Raw genomic sequence first — 17,708 nt, forward strand, 5'->3', positions numbered from 1 at the left:
CCTTTAATTCGGCTTATGTATTTGCCTTCTTCTGATTTCGTCGCCACGTTCGGTGACTGCGACCTATATGTTGAAGGCCATGATTGGGTTCTGAAACGGGGCTCTCTGGCTTTCGACACTGACTCGTTGAAAAACGGCAAAACACTCAGTTGGCTGCCGTTGCTGGAGCAAGACTATGCGGATTTTCAGGAATCCCTTGTTCGTGGCCTGGCCCATCTAGGACCAGAAGAATCGGCGCTCCGACTGACAGCCTTTCCTACGCAAGACTTAATTCTGCTCGGATTGGCTAGTCCCTCCGCTTACTGGGTCGATTTGGCTTTGAGATGGGTAGGGAAGATGGGAACATGGCCCGCGCTGCTTCCTACCCTGCATGCATTGTCGCTCGACCTTTACTTACCTCAATCGACTCGACGCGCCGCCAAACGACTTTACTACACCGGTAAGCTGTAACCCAAACCCCGCCCCGCGCGCAAGCTGCTGAAGAAACCAAAGCTTCTGCTTAGCTTGCCTTTAGTTTTCGTCAAAAAAAATTAGATGGAACTGTACAAACTCACACCTAATTTTTTTAAACACAATGATTGCAGGCGTACTACTGAGGAATTTCAAGACCTATTCCGGAATCAATTATATCCCATTGTCAAATGGAGATAAATTCTGTGGGCTTGTTGGTAATAATGGGATTGGTAAAAGCTCTGTGCTAGAAGCGTTGGACTCTTTGTTTAATGCTAAACCTTGGAACTATAATGTTATAGTTAAAAAGAGTGGATTTGTAACGACACGCCCTCATGTTGTCCCAATGTACTTGATTAAACACGACGCATTAATAAATGAAGTTCAAACAGCTAAGAAAATAAGTGATGTAGTTTGGGATATAGATGAGGCTGACTTTTCAAACCAAAAAAGCAAGGAGATATTTAAAGTTTTTAAAGAACAAAGGGAGCTTCTTAAGCGAGAATTTTCGAAGGAAAAGTATTTTTTAATTCCTATTGGGATATCCAATGATTCGGTTCCAAGTTTCAGTATTTTTAATACAAAAAAACTTGGCGAAGCATTAGTTGATGATTTTGATTCATCAGCAATACAGATGTCTGAAGAGCAGGTAAACGCGTTTTTGCCATTGCATAATGAGCTAAAGCATATGTTTGAGTATGTGTATATACCTAAAGATATTGAACAAGAAGTATTTGGTCAGCTTGAGAATAAGGAAATACAAACCTTAATGGGAGAGACATTGATTGAAATTATAGAATCGTGCGTTCCTCAAGCTAAAATTCAAGAGATGAATACTAAGTTGAACGGTTTTATGGATGGGATGTCTTCAGTGCTTGAGGACTACTCTTTTAGGACGTTAACGGACAGGCAGCAAAACCTCAAAAAAAGCGATGTATACAAGCTTGTCATTGAAGCTTATTTTAAAATCAGAAAATTGCATAAGAAGCAAGGTGACCATTGGTTAGATGTTAGTTCATTAAGCTCAGGCGAGAAACAAAAGGCAATTATTGAAATCGCCAGCCGTATCATAAACGGTTATAGGAAAAGCGCTACAAACTTAATTCTGGCGATTGATGAGCCAGAGGCTTCATTGCACATGTCAGCATGTTATGACCAATTTGACAAGCTTTATCAAATTAGCAGTAGTGTTGCCTGTCATCAACTATTATTTACAACACATTGGTATGGATTCATGCCAACTGTAGAGAAAGGTACAGTCTGTATAGTGAGTAAAATCAATGATAATCATAAGGTAGACTTAATAAATGTTTCTAGCTATAGGGAAGAGATTAAGCAAAAAGTTAAAGATTCAAAAGGTAAATTGCCTTATGATATTAGACTTAAAAGCCTTAATGATTTTATTCAGTCGTTGATAACTAGCGTTATCGATGAAGACCCATACAATTGGTTGATATGTGAGGGAAGTTCTGAGAAAATATATTTTGAAGAGTATTTTAAAGATATAATTCAGGAGAAAAAGTTGAGAATTATCCCAGTAGGAGGTGCTTCTGAAATCAAAAGAATCTACAATCATCTATTGGTCTCTTTTGAGGATTTCAAAAAGGATATCAAAGGGAAAGTAATTTTGCTTTCAGATACTGATGCAGAATTGGTTAGTTATTCGACTAAAGACGACAAGAATTTGATTTCTTATAGAATGGTTAATAATAATGCGACCAAAAAGACAATATTAGTAAAGATTGATTCTAATCCTGTTTCCCCAAAAACAGAAATTGAAGACGCTTTAAATGGCAAGTTGTTCTTTGACACTTTGTCTACTTTCTTGCCTGATTATCCTGAAATTGAAAACATTATTGGGGGTATTACGAATCCGTCGGAGCAGGCGTGTTACTTCTCACTGGACTTATCACCTACAAAGAGCCAGCTTTTGGAAAATTTCTTTGATAAAGAAGGCGTTAAATTCTCATTTGCAAAAAAATATGTGGAAGGAATCTCTGATGCGTATGAAATACCAGAATGGATTGACGACTTAAAAAAGCTGTTTTAATTTGTACCCACTGTTAGACCTAACCGCACTTGTGGTATGTAAGGTGCTGAAAACTTGTCATAAAATGTTGAGGTCAAGATTGCATTTTTCGGACTTTTTGACCGGAAAATGCAATTTGCACCCCCTTTGCTAGTCCCCTCGTACAAACTTCCTAACCCGAAGCACCTACCTAAAGAGACTACGCAACATGGACTTTAAAAACTTCACCATCAAGGCGCAGGAGGCCGTGCAAAAGGCCACCGAAATCGCCGGGGGCAACCAGCAGCAGGCCGTCGAGACGGGCCACCTGCTGAAGGGCCTCTTCCAGAGCGACGAGAACGTCTTCTCGTTTCTGGCCAACAAGCTCGGGGCCAACCTCAACATCCTCACCCCGCGCCTCGACGCCATCGTGGCCGCCTACCCGAAAGTGAGCGGCGGCTCGCCCTACTTCGCCAACGAGGCCGCCGCCGCCGTGCAGCGCGCCAACGCCGCCATGAAGGACATGGGCGACGAATTCGTGTCGGTGGAACACCTGCTGCTGGGCCTGCTCGGCGGCCGCGACGCCGTGGCCACCCTGCTGAAAGACACCGGCTTCAACGAGAAGGACGCCAAAGCCGCCATCCAGGAGCTGCGCGGGGGCCGCAAGGTGACCAGCCAAAGCGCCGAAGACCAGTACCAGAGCCTGAACCGCTACGCCCGCAACCTCAACGAGCAGGTGCGCAGCGGCAAAATGGACCCCGTGATTGGCCGCGACGAGGAAATCCGCCGCGTGCTGCAAATCCTCTCGCGCCGCACCAAAAACAACCCCGTGCTGCTCGGCGAGCCCGGCGTGGGCAAAACCGCCATCGTGGAGGGCCTGGCCCAGCGCATCGTGGCCGGCGACGTGCCCGAAAACCTGCGCGACAAAACCATCATGAGCCTCGACATGGGCCTGCTCGTGGCCGGCGCCAAGTACAAGGGCGAGTTTGAGGAGCGCCTCAAGGCCGTCATCAAAGAAGTGACCGACTCCGACGGCCAGATTGTGCTCTTCATCGACGAGATGCACACCCTCATCGGGGCCGGCGGCGGGGGCGAGGGCGCCATGGACGCCGCCAACCTGCTCAAGCCCGCCCTGGCGCGCGGCGAGCTGCACGCCATCGGCGCCACCACGCTCAAGGAATACCAGAAGTACATCGAGAAAGACAAGGCCCTGGAGCGCCGTTTCCAGGCCGTGATGGTGGACGAGCCCTCGCAGGAAGACGCCATCAGCATCATGCGCGGCATCAAGGAGAAGTACGAGCTGCACCACGGCGTGCGCATCACCGACGACGCCGTGATTGCGGCCGTCGAGCTGAGCTCGCGTTACATCACCGACCGGTTCCTGCCCGACAAGGCCATCGACCTCATGGACGAAGCCGCCGCCAAGCTCCGCATCGAGCTGAACTCCATGCCCGTGGAGCTCGACGAGGTGCAGCGCCGCATCATGCAGCTCGAGATTGAGCGCGAAGCCATCCGCCGCGAAGACAACAAAGACCGCGAAACCGTGCTCAGCAAGGAGCTGGCCGAGCTGGGCGAGAAGCGCGACAGCCTCAAAGCTCGCTGGGAAAGCGAGAAAGGCGTGCTCACCGGCATCCAGGAGCAGAAAGAAGCAATAGAGCGCTTCAAGCTCGAAGCCGAGCAGGCCGAACGCCAGGGCGATTACGGCCGCGTGGCCGAGCTGCGCTACGGCAAAATCCAGGAAGCCGAGCAGAAGCTGAAGCAGCTGCAGGACCAGGCCAACGCCAACAAAGACGGCGGCTCGATGCTGCAGGAAGTCGTCACCTCCGAGGACATCGCCGAAGTGGTGGCCAAGTGGACCGGCATCCCCGTCAGCAAAATGCTGCAGTCAGACCGCGAGAAGCTGCTCAACCTCGAAGCCGAGCTGGGCAAACGAGTAGCAGGACAGTCCGAAGCCATCGCGGCCATCTCCGACGCCGTGCGTCGTTCCCGCGCCGGCCTGCAAGACCCCAAGCGGCCCATCGGCTCGTTCATTTTCCTGGGCACCACCGGCGTGGGCAAAACCGAGCTGGCCAAGGCCCTGGCCGAGTACCTCTTCAACGACGAGAATGCGATGGTCCGCATCGACATGAGCGAATTTCAGGAGCGGCACGCCGTGTCGCGCCTCATCGGGGCCCCTCCCGGCTACGTGGGCTACGACGAGGGCGGCCAGCTTACCGAGGCCGTGCGCCGCAAGCCCTACTCGGTGGTGCTGCTCGACGAGATTGAAAAAGCGCACCCCGACGTGTTCAACATCCTGCTGCAAGTGCTCGACGATGGCCGCCTCACCGACAACAAAGGCCGGGTGGCGAACTTCAAGAACACCATCATCATCATGACCTCCAACACAGGTGCCGACATCATCCAGAAGAACTTCAAGGAGCTGAACGAGTACAACCACGACGAAGTGGTGGACCGCACCCGTGATGAAGTCGTCGAGCGCCTCAAGCAGCACATGCGCCCCGAGTTCCTGAACCGCATCGACGAAATCGTGATGTTCCAGCCGCTCAAGCGCAAGGAAATCCGCAAGATTGTCGACATCCAGTTCAAGCAAATCCAGCAGCGTCTGGCCGAGTCGGGCATCCAGCTCGAAGCTACCGACGAGGTGCTCGACTTCCTCGGCGAGCAGGGCTTCGACCCGACTTTCGGTGCCCGCCCGCTCAAACGCGTGCTGCAGCGCCTGATTCTCAACGAACTCAGCAAGGACATCCTCGCCGGCAAAGTGAGCAAAGACGCCGTGGTGGAAGCCGTGCTAGAAGACGGGCAGGTGAAATTTGAGAACGTGGAGATGCCGGCGGTGTAATCTGCTAGGTTTTGAATGGGAAAGCCCCGCTGGCGTGATGCTGGCGGGGCTTTTTATTTATCAATTGTAGATTTAAATCATGAAAATTTCAAGGCGGTTTGGGTGCTTATCTATAATGACTTTCCTGATTCTAATTTGTGTGCTTTACTACAGTTCTTTTAACATGGCCTATAGGTTTTCAGGGCCTAGTCGTGTAGTTATTACTTGGCCTAGCACTTGGGGCTGTGATGAATTTCATGAAGCCTATCCAGTAATTCGCGTAAGTCCATCCAATAGTTTTATTCGACTATTCCATAGCAACGAGAAATTTATTGTGCCTTATCCAATAGGGCATTATCGAGACACAACCCAGTTTCATCAATACTATGCTCATCTAGTAAAGTCGGGGCAAGAGGACACGGTTATTGTAAGTGGTTATTTCGGGGAAACAATGAGCGTCGGGGAAGGTGGCGCGTATGGTGGGGGCGGAGGCATATATGCGTGTGACCCTATTCCTTATTTCAAGGTGCAGAATATATATTCCAAGCGAGGCAAGCTTTTAAAGCATTTTTCTGCTGCGCAATAGTCTTGCTATTTCACGTCTTGGAGAAGCTTTCGCTACCCCGGCCACGGCGGGGCGGGCCGAATTATCGGCGGCGGCTGGCGCGTCGCTCCATTTTTTCTCGATAGGTACGGCCGGCTTCAATGTGCTTGGGCTTGAGCTGGGCGCGCAGAGCGGGTGGGAGCGGGTGGCCGGCTAGGTAATCGTCGTGCAACAGCTTAAACTTCGCGTCGGAGTAGGGGGCGTTGTGCACGAACATATACACCACGCCGCCCGTCATCAACGCCAGCCCGAGGGCTATCTGGCCCGCTGGCGGGTCGGCGCTCTGGGTTTGGCCGTAGGGCGACGACGATACTCCGGTTTTGGTGGCCCCGGTCATCAGGCGCAGGCCGGGCAGGGCAAGCAGGATGGGGAGCTGCCCGGCCAGACGCTTGGCGTTGAACAGGCCCTGCACGGCATCGAGCGTATCCTGCCGGGCATCGGCCAGGGTTTGGGCCTGAGCCTGAACCGGCGTTGTGGCTGGAGCCGCATCGTTTGCCACCGGTGCATTGCCGGGGGCTTTGCCGTAGGCCAGCAGCGGATTGGGTGCAGAGGCTGTTCCGTGCAGGGGCGCGAAATTGCCGTGCAGGCGGCGTTGCACGTCGGCGGGCAGGTGGCCGGTGGCGGCCAGGTTTCGCAGCACGCGCCGCTCGCGCCCCCACCCGAACTGAATGAATTTTTTGGTGCCCAGCACCGCCATGGCCGAGCCGATGACGACGCCGGGCGTCCAGACGCCGGCGCTGGTGGCCTGCTGGGCGGGGATGATGGAGGCCGCCATTCCCGCCGCGCCAAAGGCCAGCCACCCAAACCCGCCGCCGCGCCGGCTCTTAAATAATTCGTGCACGGCCCGGGCTGAGTCCTGGCGCGTGAGGTAGAAAGTGCCCGGGGCGGGATTGGCCGGGGCCTGGGCCCGCGCCGCGCCGAGGGGAAGCAGGAGAAAAAGCAACAGGTAGCGTTTCAGCATAAATAGAAAAGGAAGTGGAAAAACGGCACAAGTTAGAAATGCATCCCCCAAATCTGAAGCCGCTAGCTTTGTCTTATGGCTTCCGTTTTTCAGACCTACCTGCAACTCGGCTTTCTGCACATCTGCACGCCGCACGCGGCCGACCACCTCACGTTTTTGCTGGCCCTGTGCGCGCCCTACGTGCTGGCCGACTGGCGGCGCGTGCTGGCGCTGGTTACCAGCTTCACGGTGGGGCACTCGCTCACGCTGGCCCTGGCCACGCTGGGCCTGGTGGCTTTCAAGCCGGCTGTTATTGAGGCGCTGATTCCGGTCACCATCATGGTCACAGCGCTGTGGAACCTGCGCGGCGCAGGCCGGCTCATCACGCGCCGGGCCCCCATGCTGGCGGCGGCTCCCAATGCCCTGGCGCTGGGTTTCGGGTTGATTCACGGGCTGGGGTTTTCCAACTATCTGCGGGCCTTGCTCGGACCTAACAGCCGGCCGGTGGAGGAATTGCTGGCGTTCAACATCGGGGTGGAGCTGGGCCAAATCCTTATCGTATCGGCCATCTTGCTGGTTGGGGCGGTATTGCTGGGCAGCCTGCGCGTGGCGCGCCGCGACTGGCTGCTAACCACCAGCGGCGCGGCCCTGGGCATTGCCACGGTATTGCTGCTGCAACAGTTGTGGCCGTAGGGGCCATAGAAATAAGAGCAGAACGGGACTAGTCATTAGCTGGTGTGGCGTTTCGCTCTCTCACGCAACTCCGCCGTAACTTTAGCGACTTTCTCGGCTTTCGCTTTTTCTGATTTTTCCAATTTACGGTTTTTCTATGCGTCGTATTCTATTGGCTGGCCTGGTGCTGGCAGTAGCGGGCCAGCAGGCCGCCACTGCCCAGACCACCAACTCCGGCACCGACAAATTTGCGCAGCTCGAAACGATGCTGCCCACGCCCAACTCCTACCGCACCGCCAGCGGCGCCCCCGGCTCCGACTACTGGCAGCAGCGCGCCGACTACGACATCAAAGTCACCCTGGATGATGCCAAGCAGGCCCTTACCGGCCGCGAAACCATCACCTACACCAACCTCTCGCCCGATGCGCTGCCCTACCTCTGGGTACAGCTCGACCAGAACATTTTCGAGAAAAACTCCATCGCCAACGCCACGCAGGTGGGCCAGTTGCAGGATAAGATGTCTTTTCAGTCGGTCGATGCGATGACATCCAATTTCGATGGCGGCTTTAAGATTGAGGCCGTGACCGGCAAGGACGGTCGCGCCCTGCACACCGTGACCAACAACACCATGATGCGCGTGGACCTGCCCGCGCCGCTGCTGCCGCGTCAGTCGGTGTCGTTCAGCGTGAAGTGGCACTACAACATCACCGACCAGTACAAGCAGGGCGGGCGCAGCGGCTTCGAATACTTCGCCGATGACAAGAACTACCTCTACGAGATGGCCCAGTTCTACCCGCGCATGGCCGTGTATTCGGACAACCAGGGCTGGCAGCACAAGCAATTCCTCGGCAACGGCGAATTCACGCTGCCCTTCGGCGACTACAAAGTGAGCATCACCGCGCCCGCCGACCACATCGTGGGCGCTACCGGCACGCTCCAGAACGCCGCCCAGGTGCTCACCGGCACGCAACTCAAGCGCTGGGAGCAGGCCAAATCGGCTACCAAGCCCGTACTGATGGTGACGCAGGACGAGGCCGTGAAGAACGAAAGCAGCCGCGCCACCGGCACCAAAACCTGGACTTTCGCCGCCAAAAACGTGCGCGACTTTGCCTGGGCCAGCTCGCGCAAGTTCATCTGGGATGCCATGCAGATTAAGCAAAACGGCAAGCCCGTGATGTGCATGAGCTACTACCCTAAGGAGGGCAACCCGCTCTGGGGCCAGTACTCGACGCAGGTGGTGGCCCACACCATCAAAACCTACTCGAAATTCACGATTCCCTACGCTTACCCCGTGGCCATTTCGGTGCACGGCCCGGTGGGTGGCATGGAGTACCCGATGATTTGCTTCAATGGCGGCCGGCCTGAGAAGGACGGCACCTACTCGCAGCAGGTGAAATACGGGATGATTTCGGTGATTATCCACGAGGTAGGCCACAACTTCTTCCCCATGATTATCAACTCCGACGAGCGGCAGTGGACGTGGATGGACGAAGGCCTGAACTCCTTCGTGCAGTTCCTGACCGAGCAGGAGTGGGAGCGCAACTACCCCAGCCGCCGCGGCGAGCCGCGCAACATCGCCGCCTACATGGCCACGGCCGACAACCTGCAGTCGCCGATTATGATTAACTCGGAGTCGGCCCTGCAGTTCGGCAACAACGCCTACGGTAAGCCCGCCACCGCCCTCAACATCCTGCGCGAAACGGTGATGGGCCGCGAGCTGTTCGACTACGCCTTCAAGACCTATGCCCAGCGCTGGGCCTACAAGCACCCCACGCCCGCCGACTTCTTCCGCACCATGGAAGACGCCTCGGCCGTGGACTTGGACTGGTTCTGGCGCGGCTGGTTCTACACCACCGAGCACACCGATTTGGCCCTCGAATCGGTAAAATCCTACAATGCCAGCACCCGCAACCCGCAGGTGGAAAACGCCCGCCTGCAGCAGCAGAAAGCCGCCGCGCCGCAGTCCATCACGGCCCAGCGCAACGCCAATGACATCAAGCAAACCTTGGTGGAGGAGAAGCCCGAGCTGAAGGACTTCTACAACAGCTACGACCCGCTGGCCGTGACGCCTGCCGAACAACAGCGCTACACCGCCATGCTGAGCAGCCTCACGCCCGAGCAGCAGCAGCGCCTCAACGACTCGCAGAGCAACTTCTACGAGCTGAGCTTCCGCAACGTGGGCGGCCTCGTGATGCCCATTGTGTTGCAAATGACCTACGCCGACAACACTCAGGAAATTCAGACCATCCCGGCCGAAATCTGGCGCAAAAACAACGCCCAAGTCACGAAAGTCATTGTGACCAAAAAGCCCGTTATCAGCTTCGTTATCGACCCATTCCAGCAAACGGCCGACACAGATTTGAGCAATAACGCCTTCCCACGTCAGCCCGCTGCCTCGCGCTTCGAGCTGTTTGAGCAGCAGCGCCCGCAGGCCCCGGCCAACCCCATGCAACAAGCCGCCAAAGCTTCGGCCAGCCCCATGCAGAAGCTGGAGCAGAAGCCCGGCAGCAGCGGCAACTAGTCGCCCGTCATTGCAAGTGGAGCGCAACAGCCCGTCCACTCAATGCAATCAGCCTGATAATGCAAAAAGCCCCGGCACTGCGTAGTGCTGGGGCTTTTTGTGTTTCAAATAGGGCTTTGTCACATCCTACAGTTGGTCGAAGAGAGGATGGATTACCGCGTTCCGCCGCGCTCCACTCGCAATGACAGACCTTACGCCTTCGGCGCAATATTCGGAGCCTCGCCGCCCACCATGCGCGAAATCAGCCCGTGGTCTTCCTTGCTTTCGGCCCACACCACGCCCACCACGTGAATAAGGATGAAGCCGATGATGAGGAACATGGTTACGTTGTGCGTTTCCTCGGCCAGATGATGAATGCCCCGCAGCCACGATACGTCCTCGAATATCAAAATCAGCCCGGTGGCCACCATGATGGTGATAAATAAGTAAAACAGCGCGTAAGTGGTTTTGGCAAACAGGATTTTGCCGGCCTGGCTCTTGTCGGCTGGCGGGGCGAGGCGGTAGCGGCGCAAAATCTCCATCAGCCGCGCCGAGAAGCGCAGCTCGGAAGGCCCCGTGAGCTGCAGGCCCAGCCGGAATACCCACAGCGCCACCAGCGCCCAGCCAAAGTAGATGTGCCATGCCCAGATGCGCTCGCTGATGATGTGCGCCAATTCGCGCGCCTGCGGCACCGAAACCTCCTTGCCCGACGACTGCAGTTCCGGCACCGCCGTTTTGGCCTTCACAATCACCTTCTGAAACAGAATGGTCATCAGCTGCAGGCTAATCAGCAACGCATTGGCCCAGTGCCAGAACCGGATGGAGCCCCGGTAATCCTTGATGGGTACTTCGACGGCGGGGGCAATGGTTTCGTTCATGGAGCGGAATGGCAAAAGGTCAAACGGGGAGGGCAATGCCGGCTTCTACGGTCGTGGCGGGCACGGGTTCGGTGCGGCCGGGGTAAACCAGCAGCGCGTGTGCCAGGCAGTGCATGGCCGCCGCCAAATCGACCTGGTTGATGACGTAGGCCAGGCGCACTTCCTGTCGGCCCAGGCCCGGCGTGTGGTAGAAGCCGTTGGCCGGCGACAGCATCAGGGTCTGGTTGTCAAGGGTAAATTCCTCAAGTAGCCACTGGCCAAACTTCTCGGCATCGTCTACGGGCAGGCGGGCCACCACGTAGAAGGCCCCGCCCGGCACCGGGCACACCACGCCCGGCATGGCGCGCAGCGCGTTCACCGTGAGGTTGCGCCGCGCCTGGTACTCGGCCCGCGTGCCGTCGAAGTAGGAGGGCGGCAGGTCGGCGGCGGCTTCGGCAGCCACCATTTCCAGCACCGGTGGGCAAATCCGCATCTGGCCGAAGTGGAAGGCGGCCAGCCACACGTCGGGGTTGCGGGTGACCAGGGCGCCCACTCGTGCCCCGCAGGCGCTATAGCGCTTCGAAATGGTGTCGAGCACCACCACGTGCTTTTCGCCGTCCACCAGGCTCAGGGCGCTGGTGGCCCGGGCGCCATCGTAGCAGTATTCGCGGTAGGCTTCGTCCGAGAGTAGGTACAGGTCGTGCTGCTGGCACAAACCCAGCAGGGAATCCAACTCGTCGCGCCGGTACACATAGCCGGTGGGGTTGCTGGGGTTGCAGATGAGAATGGCGCGGGTGCGGGGCGTAATCACGGCCTCGAAATCGGCCAGTGGCGGCAGCGCAAAGCCGTCCTCAATATGCGCCGTTACGGCCACAATGCTCACCCCGGCGGCAATGGCAAACGCGGTATAGGTGCCGTAAAACGGCTCGGCCACAATCACCTCATCGCCCGGGTTCAGGCAGGTGAGCATGGCGAAGAGGATGGCCTCGCTGCCCGCCGTGGTCACCATAATATCTTCAAAACGAGCCGGAATGCCGGCGCGCTGGTAGTAGGTTTCCAGCTTGCGGCGGTAGCTGTCGGTGCCCGCGCCGGGGGCGTAGCCCAGCACCGCGATGTCGGCCTCGCGCACGGCGGCCAGCATTTCGGGCGGGGTCAGCACATCGGGCTGGCCGATGTTGAGGGGATAAACAGTTTTGCCCTGTTGGCGGGCGGCGTCGGCATAAGGCAGCAGCTTGCGAAACGGCGAAACGGGCATAGCCTGCCCGCGCTTAGATACTTCTGGCATACAATAGAATCAATTATCCGACCGGCGCAGCACTAGCCGCCAGCCCCCTCAATTGGCTAAATATAACGGCGTACTGTCGCTCACAAGCACTTCTTGTACAGATTATACAGAATCCGGTTGTCGGCATCGGTGAGCGGCGCCCCCACGTTTTGCTGAATAAAATGCAGCTTAAATGCCCGGATGGCCGCCGGTAAATCCCGCGTGTCGTACCCGATAATCCGCAAGGCCTCGCGCGGGCTGAATACCGTAATCGGCCCGTTGAGCCGCGCCAGCTGGGCATCTACCCGACTGGTGTCCACGGGCTGGAGGGTGGCCGTGGGCACGTCGTCGGCCGGCGGCAGGGGCGGGGCGAGCAGGCGGCCGGCCAGGGCAACGGCGCTGTCGGCCACGAAGGGGCTGGGCAGCGGCCCGGCATCGTACCACAGGCCGAAACCATTGTCCGCCAAGCGCTTCCAGGGAAACAATGCGCTGGGGTCATTCTTGCGACTGGGCGCAATATCGGCATGGCCGATGAAGTTGGCCGTGGGAATGCCGTAGGCTTTCTTCAGCCCGGCCAGAATGTGCATCAGGCTGGTAATCTGGGCTTCGGCGAAAGGCTCAACACCGTTATTGTCCAACTCAATGCCGATGGACGATGAATTGATATCCGTAGTGTTGCCCCAGCGGGCCACGCCGCCGTGCCAGGCCCGCAGGTAGTCGTTGAGCATGTGGTACACCCGGCCGTCGCGCCCGATGACGTAGTGCGCGCTCACCTGCGTGCTCGGCATGGTGAACGTCTTGAGCGTCTGCGCCGTGGAGTCCTGCGCCGTGTGGTGAATCACGACGTAGTTGGGCTTGCGCAGGTTGAAATTGGTGGTGCCCACCCAGTATTTGCCCAGTAGGCTATCGGCCCCCGGTGTAATAACTGGCGTAGCACGCAAGGCATCGGCATAAGCCTTCACCTGAGCTTTGTACGACTTGTTGGTGGCGGCGTAGGGATTTTTGGAGGCGGCGCAGGCACTTAAGGCCAAGGCTGCCGCAAAACAAAAGGAAGGTAAACAGGCCTTCATCAGAAACGAATTAAACAACGAAGCTGCCGGTACAGCAGCAAAAAAGAAGCCCTTGGAGCAACTGCTTCAAGGGCTTCCGGTAACAAGACGGCCGCCCGCGCTACTTGGCGTAGGCCACGGCGCGCATCTCCCGAATCACGGTGATTTTAATCTGGCCGGGGTACTGCATTTCCTTCTCGATTTTCTGCGAAATCTCGAAGCTCAGCTCGGCGGCGCGCTCGTCGGTCACGTTCTCGGCGTCCACCATCACGCGCAGCTCGCGGCCGGCCTGAATGGCAAAACACTGATTCACACCCTTGAAGCCGTTAGCGGTTTCCTCCAGCTGCTTAAGGCGCTTGATGTAGCTTTCCATCATCTCGCGGCGGGCGCCGGGGCGCGAGCCTGAAATGGCGTCGCAGGCCTGCACCAGCGGCGAAATCATGGCCGTCATCTCAATCTCGTCGTGGTGAGCCCCGATGGCATTCACCACGTCGGGATGCTCTTTCCACTTCTTGGCCATTTCCATGCCCAGGATGGCGTGGGGCAGCTCGGGTTCCTCGGTGCTGACCTTGCCGATGTCGTGCAACAGGCCGGCGCGCTTGGCTTTCTTCACATCAAGGCCCATCTCGGCAGCCATCGTAGCGCAGAGGTTAGCTACTTCGCGTGAGTGTTGCAGCAGATTCTGTCCGTAAGAGGAGCGGAAGCGCATGCGGCCTACCATCTTAATCAACTCGGGGTGAAGGCCGTGAATACCAAGGTCGATGATGGTTTTCTCGCCAATCTCGACGATTTCCTCTTCAATGTTCTTGCGGGTTTTGGCCACGATTTCCTCCACGCGGGCCGGGTGAATGCGCCCGTCCTTCACCAGCAAGTGTAGCGAAAGGCGGGCAATTTCGCGGCGCACCGGGTCGAAACCCGAGATGATGATGGCCTCCGGGGTATCGTCCACAATGATTTCCACGCCCGTGGCAGCTTCCAGCGCGCGAATGTTGCGGCCCTCGCGGCCGATGATTTTGCCCTTCACGTCGTCGCTTTCAATGTTGAAAATCGACACGCAATTCTCAATGGCGTGCTCCGACGCGGTGCGCTGAATGGTTTCGAGCACAATCTTCTTGGCGTCCTTGGTGGCGGTCAGGCGGGCTTGGGCCACGGTGTCCTTCACGTAGGAACTGGCCTGAATCTGGGCTTCGTTTTTCAGCGATTCCACCAGTTGCTCGCGGGCTTCGGCGGCAGTCAGGTTGGCAATGGTTTCGAGCTGGCGCTGCACGTTGTGGAGCTGCTCGTCGGCTTCGCGCTGCTTGGCTTCCAGCTCGGCCATGGTTTCCTCGTGGTCGAGGCGGCGTTTTTCGGCCTGGGCTTCCAGCTTATCGCGCAGCTGCTGCGTGTCGGTCTGGTTTTTTTCGCGCTGGCGGTCAAGGTCGGCTTCCTTTTTCTGCAGTTGTTCGAGCTGGCGCTGGGTAGTTTCGGTGAGCATTTTGATGCTCTGTTCCTGCTCCACCACGCCCTGGCGGCGCTGGGTCAGCTCGCTGTCCAGCTCATTCTTGAGGCGGCGGCTTTCCTGGTCAAACTCGTTGCGCAGCGACTTGAACTTGTTCTTCGACTGCTCCAAGCGCTCATCAGCCTGCTTGATTTTCTCGTCGCGAAGGCGGTTGCCTTTCTCCTCCGCGTCGCGGAGGATTTGCTGGGCGCGGGCCTGGGCCTCGCCCTCGTGGTCCAGCCGGGCTTTGCCGGCCAGCTGTTTACCTACTACGAAGCCCGCCACAAGGGCAGCTACCGCAGTAAGTATACAGTATAATATGGTGGGTGACATGTAATTATGGTTTTTGGGGTGGGGTAAAAACCATAACCAGGTAGAACGATTATGCCCGGGCCGGGCGGAAGCGGCCGATTGCCGCGCCGCCCTGCCGGGCCAACGAGTTGTGTGCGTGCCAGTCGGGGGTATTACCCCGCTAGCACCACGCCGGATAGTAGCTCGTCGAAACGAGCCAGCCGTTCGGTTAGCGCCGCATCGGTGCCATCCTTTTCCTTGCTCACTTTCAATTGGTCGGCCATGGTGGCCAACGCAACCATGGCCAGCAAGTCCTGCTTGTCCTGAATGCCGTAGCCTTCTCTGAATTCGCGCAGCTTGTCGCCCAGCAGGCGGCCCGCCAGGCGCAGCCGTTCCTCATCCTGCACGTCAACGCGCATGGGATAGTCCCGGTCAGCAATACGAATTTTAATGGCTAATTCGCTCATAGGGCGAAGGTTACAGCGGTGGGGTGAGGGGTCAGTCGGTTTAGTCTCTCAAATAGGCAAGACACTTGTCCAGTTCGCGGATGTATTCGTTGAGGCGCAGTTTAAGTTCGTTGGCGTGGGTGGGTTCCCCAGCTATGGTGTGTACAAGTTTAACGATATTTTCCTGGTTTTGGCGCTCTTTTAGCTGCCGGTCCTTCTCGCGCACATCGGCCCGGAGCTGCTGCACGGTGGTGTTGGCATCGGCCAGCTCCTCACGCAATTGCTGATAGGCAGCCACTAAGGTGGTAATCTGCCGCTCCAGGCGGTCGAGTTGCGCAAGCTGTTGGGAAGAGGCCACGGGCGAATAAATTTTGGGTGAAGATAAAGCGCCGGGCCGAAAGCTACGCTTTACCCCGGGCTTGCTCGCGGCTTGTGACTCAGTGCGGTTTAGTTTGGAAGTTGAGGCAGGGACAAATAGCCCGGCAAAAAAAGAACGTCGTGCCCCGCGCTGGGAAGCGGTGGGGCACGACGTTCGGGTGGAAAAAATGGATGAAAACCAGCCATGACCCAGGCAGTGGCTACAGGCCGGGGCGGCAGCGGGTGGCCGGGGCGTTTACGGCGTAGCCCGGTCGGCAATCGACCACAGGAAGTCGGTGCGCAGGCGGCCTTTGAACTTAGGACTGCCCATGTCCACGTAGGTGTTGCCGAGGTAGCCGAGCGGCAGCCGGGGATTTGGCCCCTCTACCGACGTGAAACTGGCCTGGGCATGGCAGCTCATGCAATTGGTACGCACCCCTACGTTGTTGGTGACCCACAGGCCTTTGGTCAGCACACGGGAGGGTTCCTGGAAGTGTTTATTGTTTGAAAAAGTTTGCGGACTGAAGCCCGCTTCCAGGTAGGGGTTGAACGCGTAGATGGACTGGCCCACGCTTTTGCCGCCCGCGTAGGGTTGCACGGGGGCAAGCATCTGGTAGGCAATGGACATGGCGTAGTGGCGCGGGGCCCCCGTCAGCTGCGCGGGGCGGTGCGCGGCAATGGCGCTGCTGCTAGGCAGCGGCGCATTGGCCGAGTTGGGCGCCCACCACATGGTTTGCCAGGTCCAGCGCTTGATTTCCTTGGTGGTGATGTGCATGGCCACCAGAATGGCGTAGTCGCCCTTGTTCACCGGCACCTGGTTGTAATGGTTCGAGGTATCCTTTATCTCGGCGTTCAGCGCATCGGCTTCTTCCTGGGTGAGGCGGTAGTAGACGAAGTCGCGCAGGTTGTACGTGGTGGCGGGGGTAGGCTTGGCCCCGGCCGCGGCTACCGCGCCATTGCCTTGGCCCTGGTTCTTGATGTCGACGTAGATGGTGCTTGCCCACGCCGCCTGGCCGTAGGGGATTTGCTTATCGGTGGTGCCCGTCCATACTTTCATCTCGTACAGGGGCGCGGCGGCGCTCGGGGCGGCCGGCACTATCTCGTACACGGGCTTGATGGCGATGGATTCGCGGGGCAGTTCCGGAATTTCGCCCTTGTGGCCGTTCAGCATGCCTTGCAGGGTGGCCGTCAGAAAAAGCTTATTTTGGGCGATAAACGTGGCGGCGGCCGGGTTGTAGGCCACCGACTCAAACGCGTTTTGCGTTGAGCTGCCTGTCATGGCATGGGCCTGGGCCAGGTCGGCGCGGGCCGGCCGGCGGCTCACCAGGTTTGGGTCGCGCAGGAACTGCCGCGGCATGCGTAGCCGCCGCACCGGCCTGGGCCGCTTCAGGAGCATGGTGGGGGACTGCTCGGTGCCGGGCTCCTGCTGCTGTTGCACCTCATCGGCCGTGGGCCAGGTTTCGTACACGCGGGGCATATCCGGCCCCTGGCCTGCCGGAGCCGATAAAGTGGTCCAGATGCCCCAGCCGTGGCGGTCGATGCTGGCGGCATCGCGCCGCTCAATCCAGCCATTAATGGTGCTGCTGTCTTCCGGGAATTTGTAGCCCGGAATCTGGCCGCTGGTCATCTCAACCGCCTGTAGCATCGCGGTGGGCTGCTTATCGGTACCCACGGCCATCTCGCTGGTGGACGGGGCCGCAGTGGTAGTCTGCGTCTCCGATTCGGAGTTGTTCGAGGAGCATCCGCTCAGCCCAAGGCCGAGGTATAGTACGGCCGGTAGAAGGTATTGCTTTTTCATAAGCTGCTGAAAGTGTTAGAATTCGTGCAGCCAAAGCTCCGGTAAATTTCGTTGCTGGAATAAGGTAGAAATACGTGATTTTTTTTCGTACTGAGTCCCGGATTCGCGGTTGCCGACCCGCTGAAACAGAAAACGTCGTGCCGAGCATTGCTCGGCACGACGTTTTCTGTTTCAGCG

At 57.5% G+C, this 17,708-nt stretch carries 13 protein-coding genes; 5 read left to right on the forward strand and 8 right to left on the reverse strand.

The annotated features are described in order from the left end of the window. Window positions 1-15: 15 nt before the first annotated feature. From I7X13_RS19205 to clpB, 3 genes are all read left to right on the forward strand, one after another. Window positions 16-450: a hypothetical protein gene (locus tag I7X13_RS19205; RefSeq protein ID WP_198076719.1), complete on the forward strand. Its 435-nt coding sequence runs from the start codon at window positions 16-18 to the stop codon at window positions 448-450. A gap of 124 nt (window positions 451-574) precedes the next feature. Further along, window positions 575-2,500 carry an AAA family ATPase gene (locus I7X13_RS19210; protein ID WP_198076720.1) on the forward strand — a complete coding sequence of 642 codons (1,926 nt, stop codon included), beginning with the start codon at window positions 575-577 and terminating at the stop codon, window positions 2,498-2,500. Window positions 2,501-2,687: 187 nt separating this feature from the next. Further along, the gene (gene clpB, locus I7X13_RS19215; RefSeq protein WP_198076721.1) at window positions 2,688-5,297 is read left to right on the forward strand and encodes an ATP-dependent chaperone ClpB; all 2,610 of its coding nucleotides are present in this window, start codon (window positions 2,688-2,690) and stop codon (window positions 5,295-5,297) included. A gap of 626 nt (window positions 5,298-5,923) precedes the next feature. Here clpB and I7X13_RS19220 read toward each other — a convergent pair. Beyond that, window positions 5,924-6,841 carry a hypothetical protein gene (locus I7X13_RS19220; protein WP_198076722.1) on the reverse strand — a complete coding sequence of 306 codons (918 nt, stop codon included), beginning with the start codon at window positions 6,839-6,841 and terminating at the stop codon, window positions 5,924-5,926. A 75-nt stretch (window positions 6,842-6,916) separates the two neighbouring features. Here I7X13_RS19220 and I7X13_RS19225 point away from each other — a divergent pair, with 75 nt between their 5' ends. Further along, window positions 6,917-7,513 (forward strand): HupE/UreJ family protein, encoded by a 597-nt coding sequence (locus I7X13_RS19225; RefSeq protein ID WP_198076723.1) that lies wholly within the window; start codon window positions 6,917-6,919, stop codon window positions 7,511-7,513. A 136-nt stretch (window positions 7,514-7,649) separates the two neighbouring features. Further along, window positions 7,650-10,013 carry a M1 family metallopeptidase gene (locus tag I7X13_RS19230; RefSeq protein WP_198076724.1) on the forward strand — a complete coding sequence of 788 codons (2,364 nt, stop codon included), beginning with the start codon at window positions 7,650-7,652 and terminating at the stop codon, window positions 10,011-10,013. A gap of 191 nt (window positions 10,014-10,204) precedes the next feature. Here the strand turns inward: I7X13_RS19230 and I7X13_RS19235 are convergent, their stop codons facing one another. From I7X13_RS19235 to I7X13_RS19265, 7 genes are all read right to left on the reverse strand, one after another. Continuing rightward, complete coding sequence (locus I7X13_RS19235) at window positions 10,205-10,870, reverse strand: cytochrome b/b6 domain-containing protein (RefSeq protein WP_198076725.1); 666 nt, start codon at window positions 10,868-10,870, stop codon at window positions 10,205-10,207. 19 nt (window positions 10,871-10,889) lie between these two features. Then, window positions 10,890-12,134: a pyridoxal phosphate-dependent aminotransferase gene (locus I7X13_RS19240; RefSeq protein ID WP_198076726.1), complete on the reverse strand. Its 1,245-nt coding sequence runs from the start codon at window positions 12,132-12,134 to the stop codon at window positions 10,890-10,892. An 80-nt stretch (window positions 12,135-12,214) separates the two neighbouring features. Further along, complete coding sequence (locus I7X13_RS19245) at window positions 12,215-13,144, reverse strand: N-acetylmuramoyl-L-alanine amidase (protein ID WP_233454856.1); 930 nt, start codon at window positions 13,142-13,144, stop codon at window positions 12,215-12,217. A gap of 139 nt (window positions 13,145-13,283) precedes the next feature. Beyond that, window positions 13,284-14,972: a ribonuclease Y gene (gene rny, locus I7X13_RS19250; RefSeq protein WP_198076728.1), complete on the reverse strand. Its 1,689-nt coding sequence runs from the start codon at window positions 14,970-14,972 to the stop codon at window positions 13,284-13,286. A gap of 131 nt (window positions 14,973-15,103) precedes the next feature. After that, window positions 15,104-15,397 carry a cell division protein ZapA gene (locus I7X13_RS19255; RefSeq protein WP_190922794.1) on the reverse strand — a complete coding sequence of 98 codons (294 nt, stop codon included), beginning with the start codon at window positions 15,395-15,397 and terminating at the stop codon, window positions 15,104-15,106. A gap of 40 nt (window positions 15,398-15,437) precedes the next feature. Next, a complete protein-coding gene (locus tag I7X13_RS19260; protein ID WP_198067158.1) occupies window positions 15,438-15,734 on the reverse strand; it encodes a hypothetical protein in 297 nt (98 codons plus the stop codon). Window positions 15,735-15,989: 255 nt separating this feature from the next. After that, on the reverse strand, window positions 15,990-17,531 hold the full coding sequence (locus I7X13_RS19265; RefSeq protein WP_198076729.1) for a hypothetical protein: 1,542 nt from the start codon (window positions 17,529-17,531) through the stop codon (window positions 15,990-15,992). Window positions 17,532-17,708 lie beyond the last annotated feature (177 nt).

Source organism: Hymenobacter negativus (assembly GCF_016056375.1).
Classification (GTDB): domain Bacteria; phylum Bacteroidota; class Bacteroidia; order Cytophagales; family Hymenobacteraceae; genus Hymenobacter; species Hymenobacter negativus_A.

What these genes read in the sequence shown, in the direction of transcription:
- I7X13_RS19205 (WP_198076719.1), top strand. Translation starts at nt 16, where the DNA reads ATGTATTTGCCTTCTTCTGATTTCGTCGCCACGTTCGGTGACTGCGAC.
- I7X13_RS19210 (WP_198076720.1), top strand. Translation starts at nt 575, where the DNA reads ATGATTGCAGGCGTACTACTGAGGAATTTCAAGACCTATTCCGGAATC.
- clpB (WP_198076721.1), top strand. Translation starts at nt 2,688, where the DNA reads ATGGACTTTAAAAACTTCACCATCAAGGCGCAGGAGGCCGTGCAAAAG.
- I7X13_RS19220 (WP_198076722.1), bottom strand. Translation starts at nt 6,841, where the DNA reads ATGCTGAAACGCTACCTGTTGCTTTTTCTCCTGCTTCCCCTCGGCGCG.
- I7X13_RS19225 (WP_198076723.1), top strand. Translation starts at nt 6,917, where the DNA reads ATGGCTTCCGTTTTTCAGACCTACCTGCAACTCGGCTTTCTGCACATC.
- I7X13_RS19230 (WP_198076724.1), top strand. Translation starts at nt 7,650, where the DNA reads ATGCGTCGTATTCTATTGGCTGGCCTGGTGCTGGCAGTAGCGGGCCAG.
- I7X13_RS19235 (WP_198076725.1), bottom strand. Translation starts at nt 10,870, where the DNA reads ATGAACGAAACCATTGCCCCCGCCGTCGAAGTACCCATCAAGGATTAC.
- I7X13_RS19240 (WP_198076726.1), bottom strand. Translation starts at nt 12,134, where the DNA reads ATGCCAGAAGTATCTAAGCGCGGGCAGGCTATGCCCGTTTCGCCGTTT.
- rny (WP_198076728.1), bottom strand. Translation starts at nt 14,972, where the DNA reads ATGTCACCCACCATATTATACTGTATACTTACTGCGGTAGCTGCCCTT.
- I7X13_RS19255 (WP_190922794.1), bottom strand. Translation starts at nt 15,397, where the DNA reads ATGAGCGAATTAGCCATTAAAATTCGTATTGCTGACCGGGACTATCCC.
- I7X13_RS19265 (WP_198076729.1), bottom strand. Translation starts at nt 17,531, where the DNA reads ATGAAAAAGCAATACCTTCTACCGGCCGTACTATACCTCGGCCTTGGG.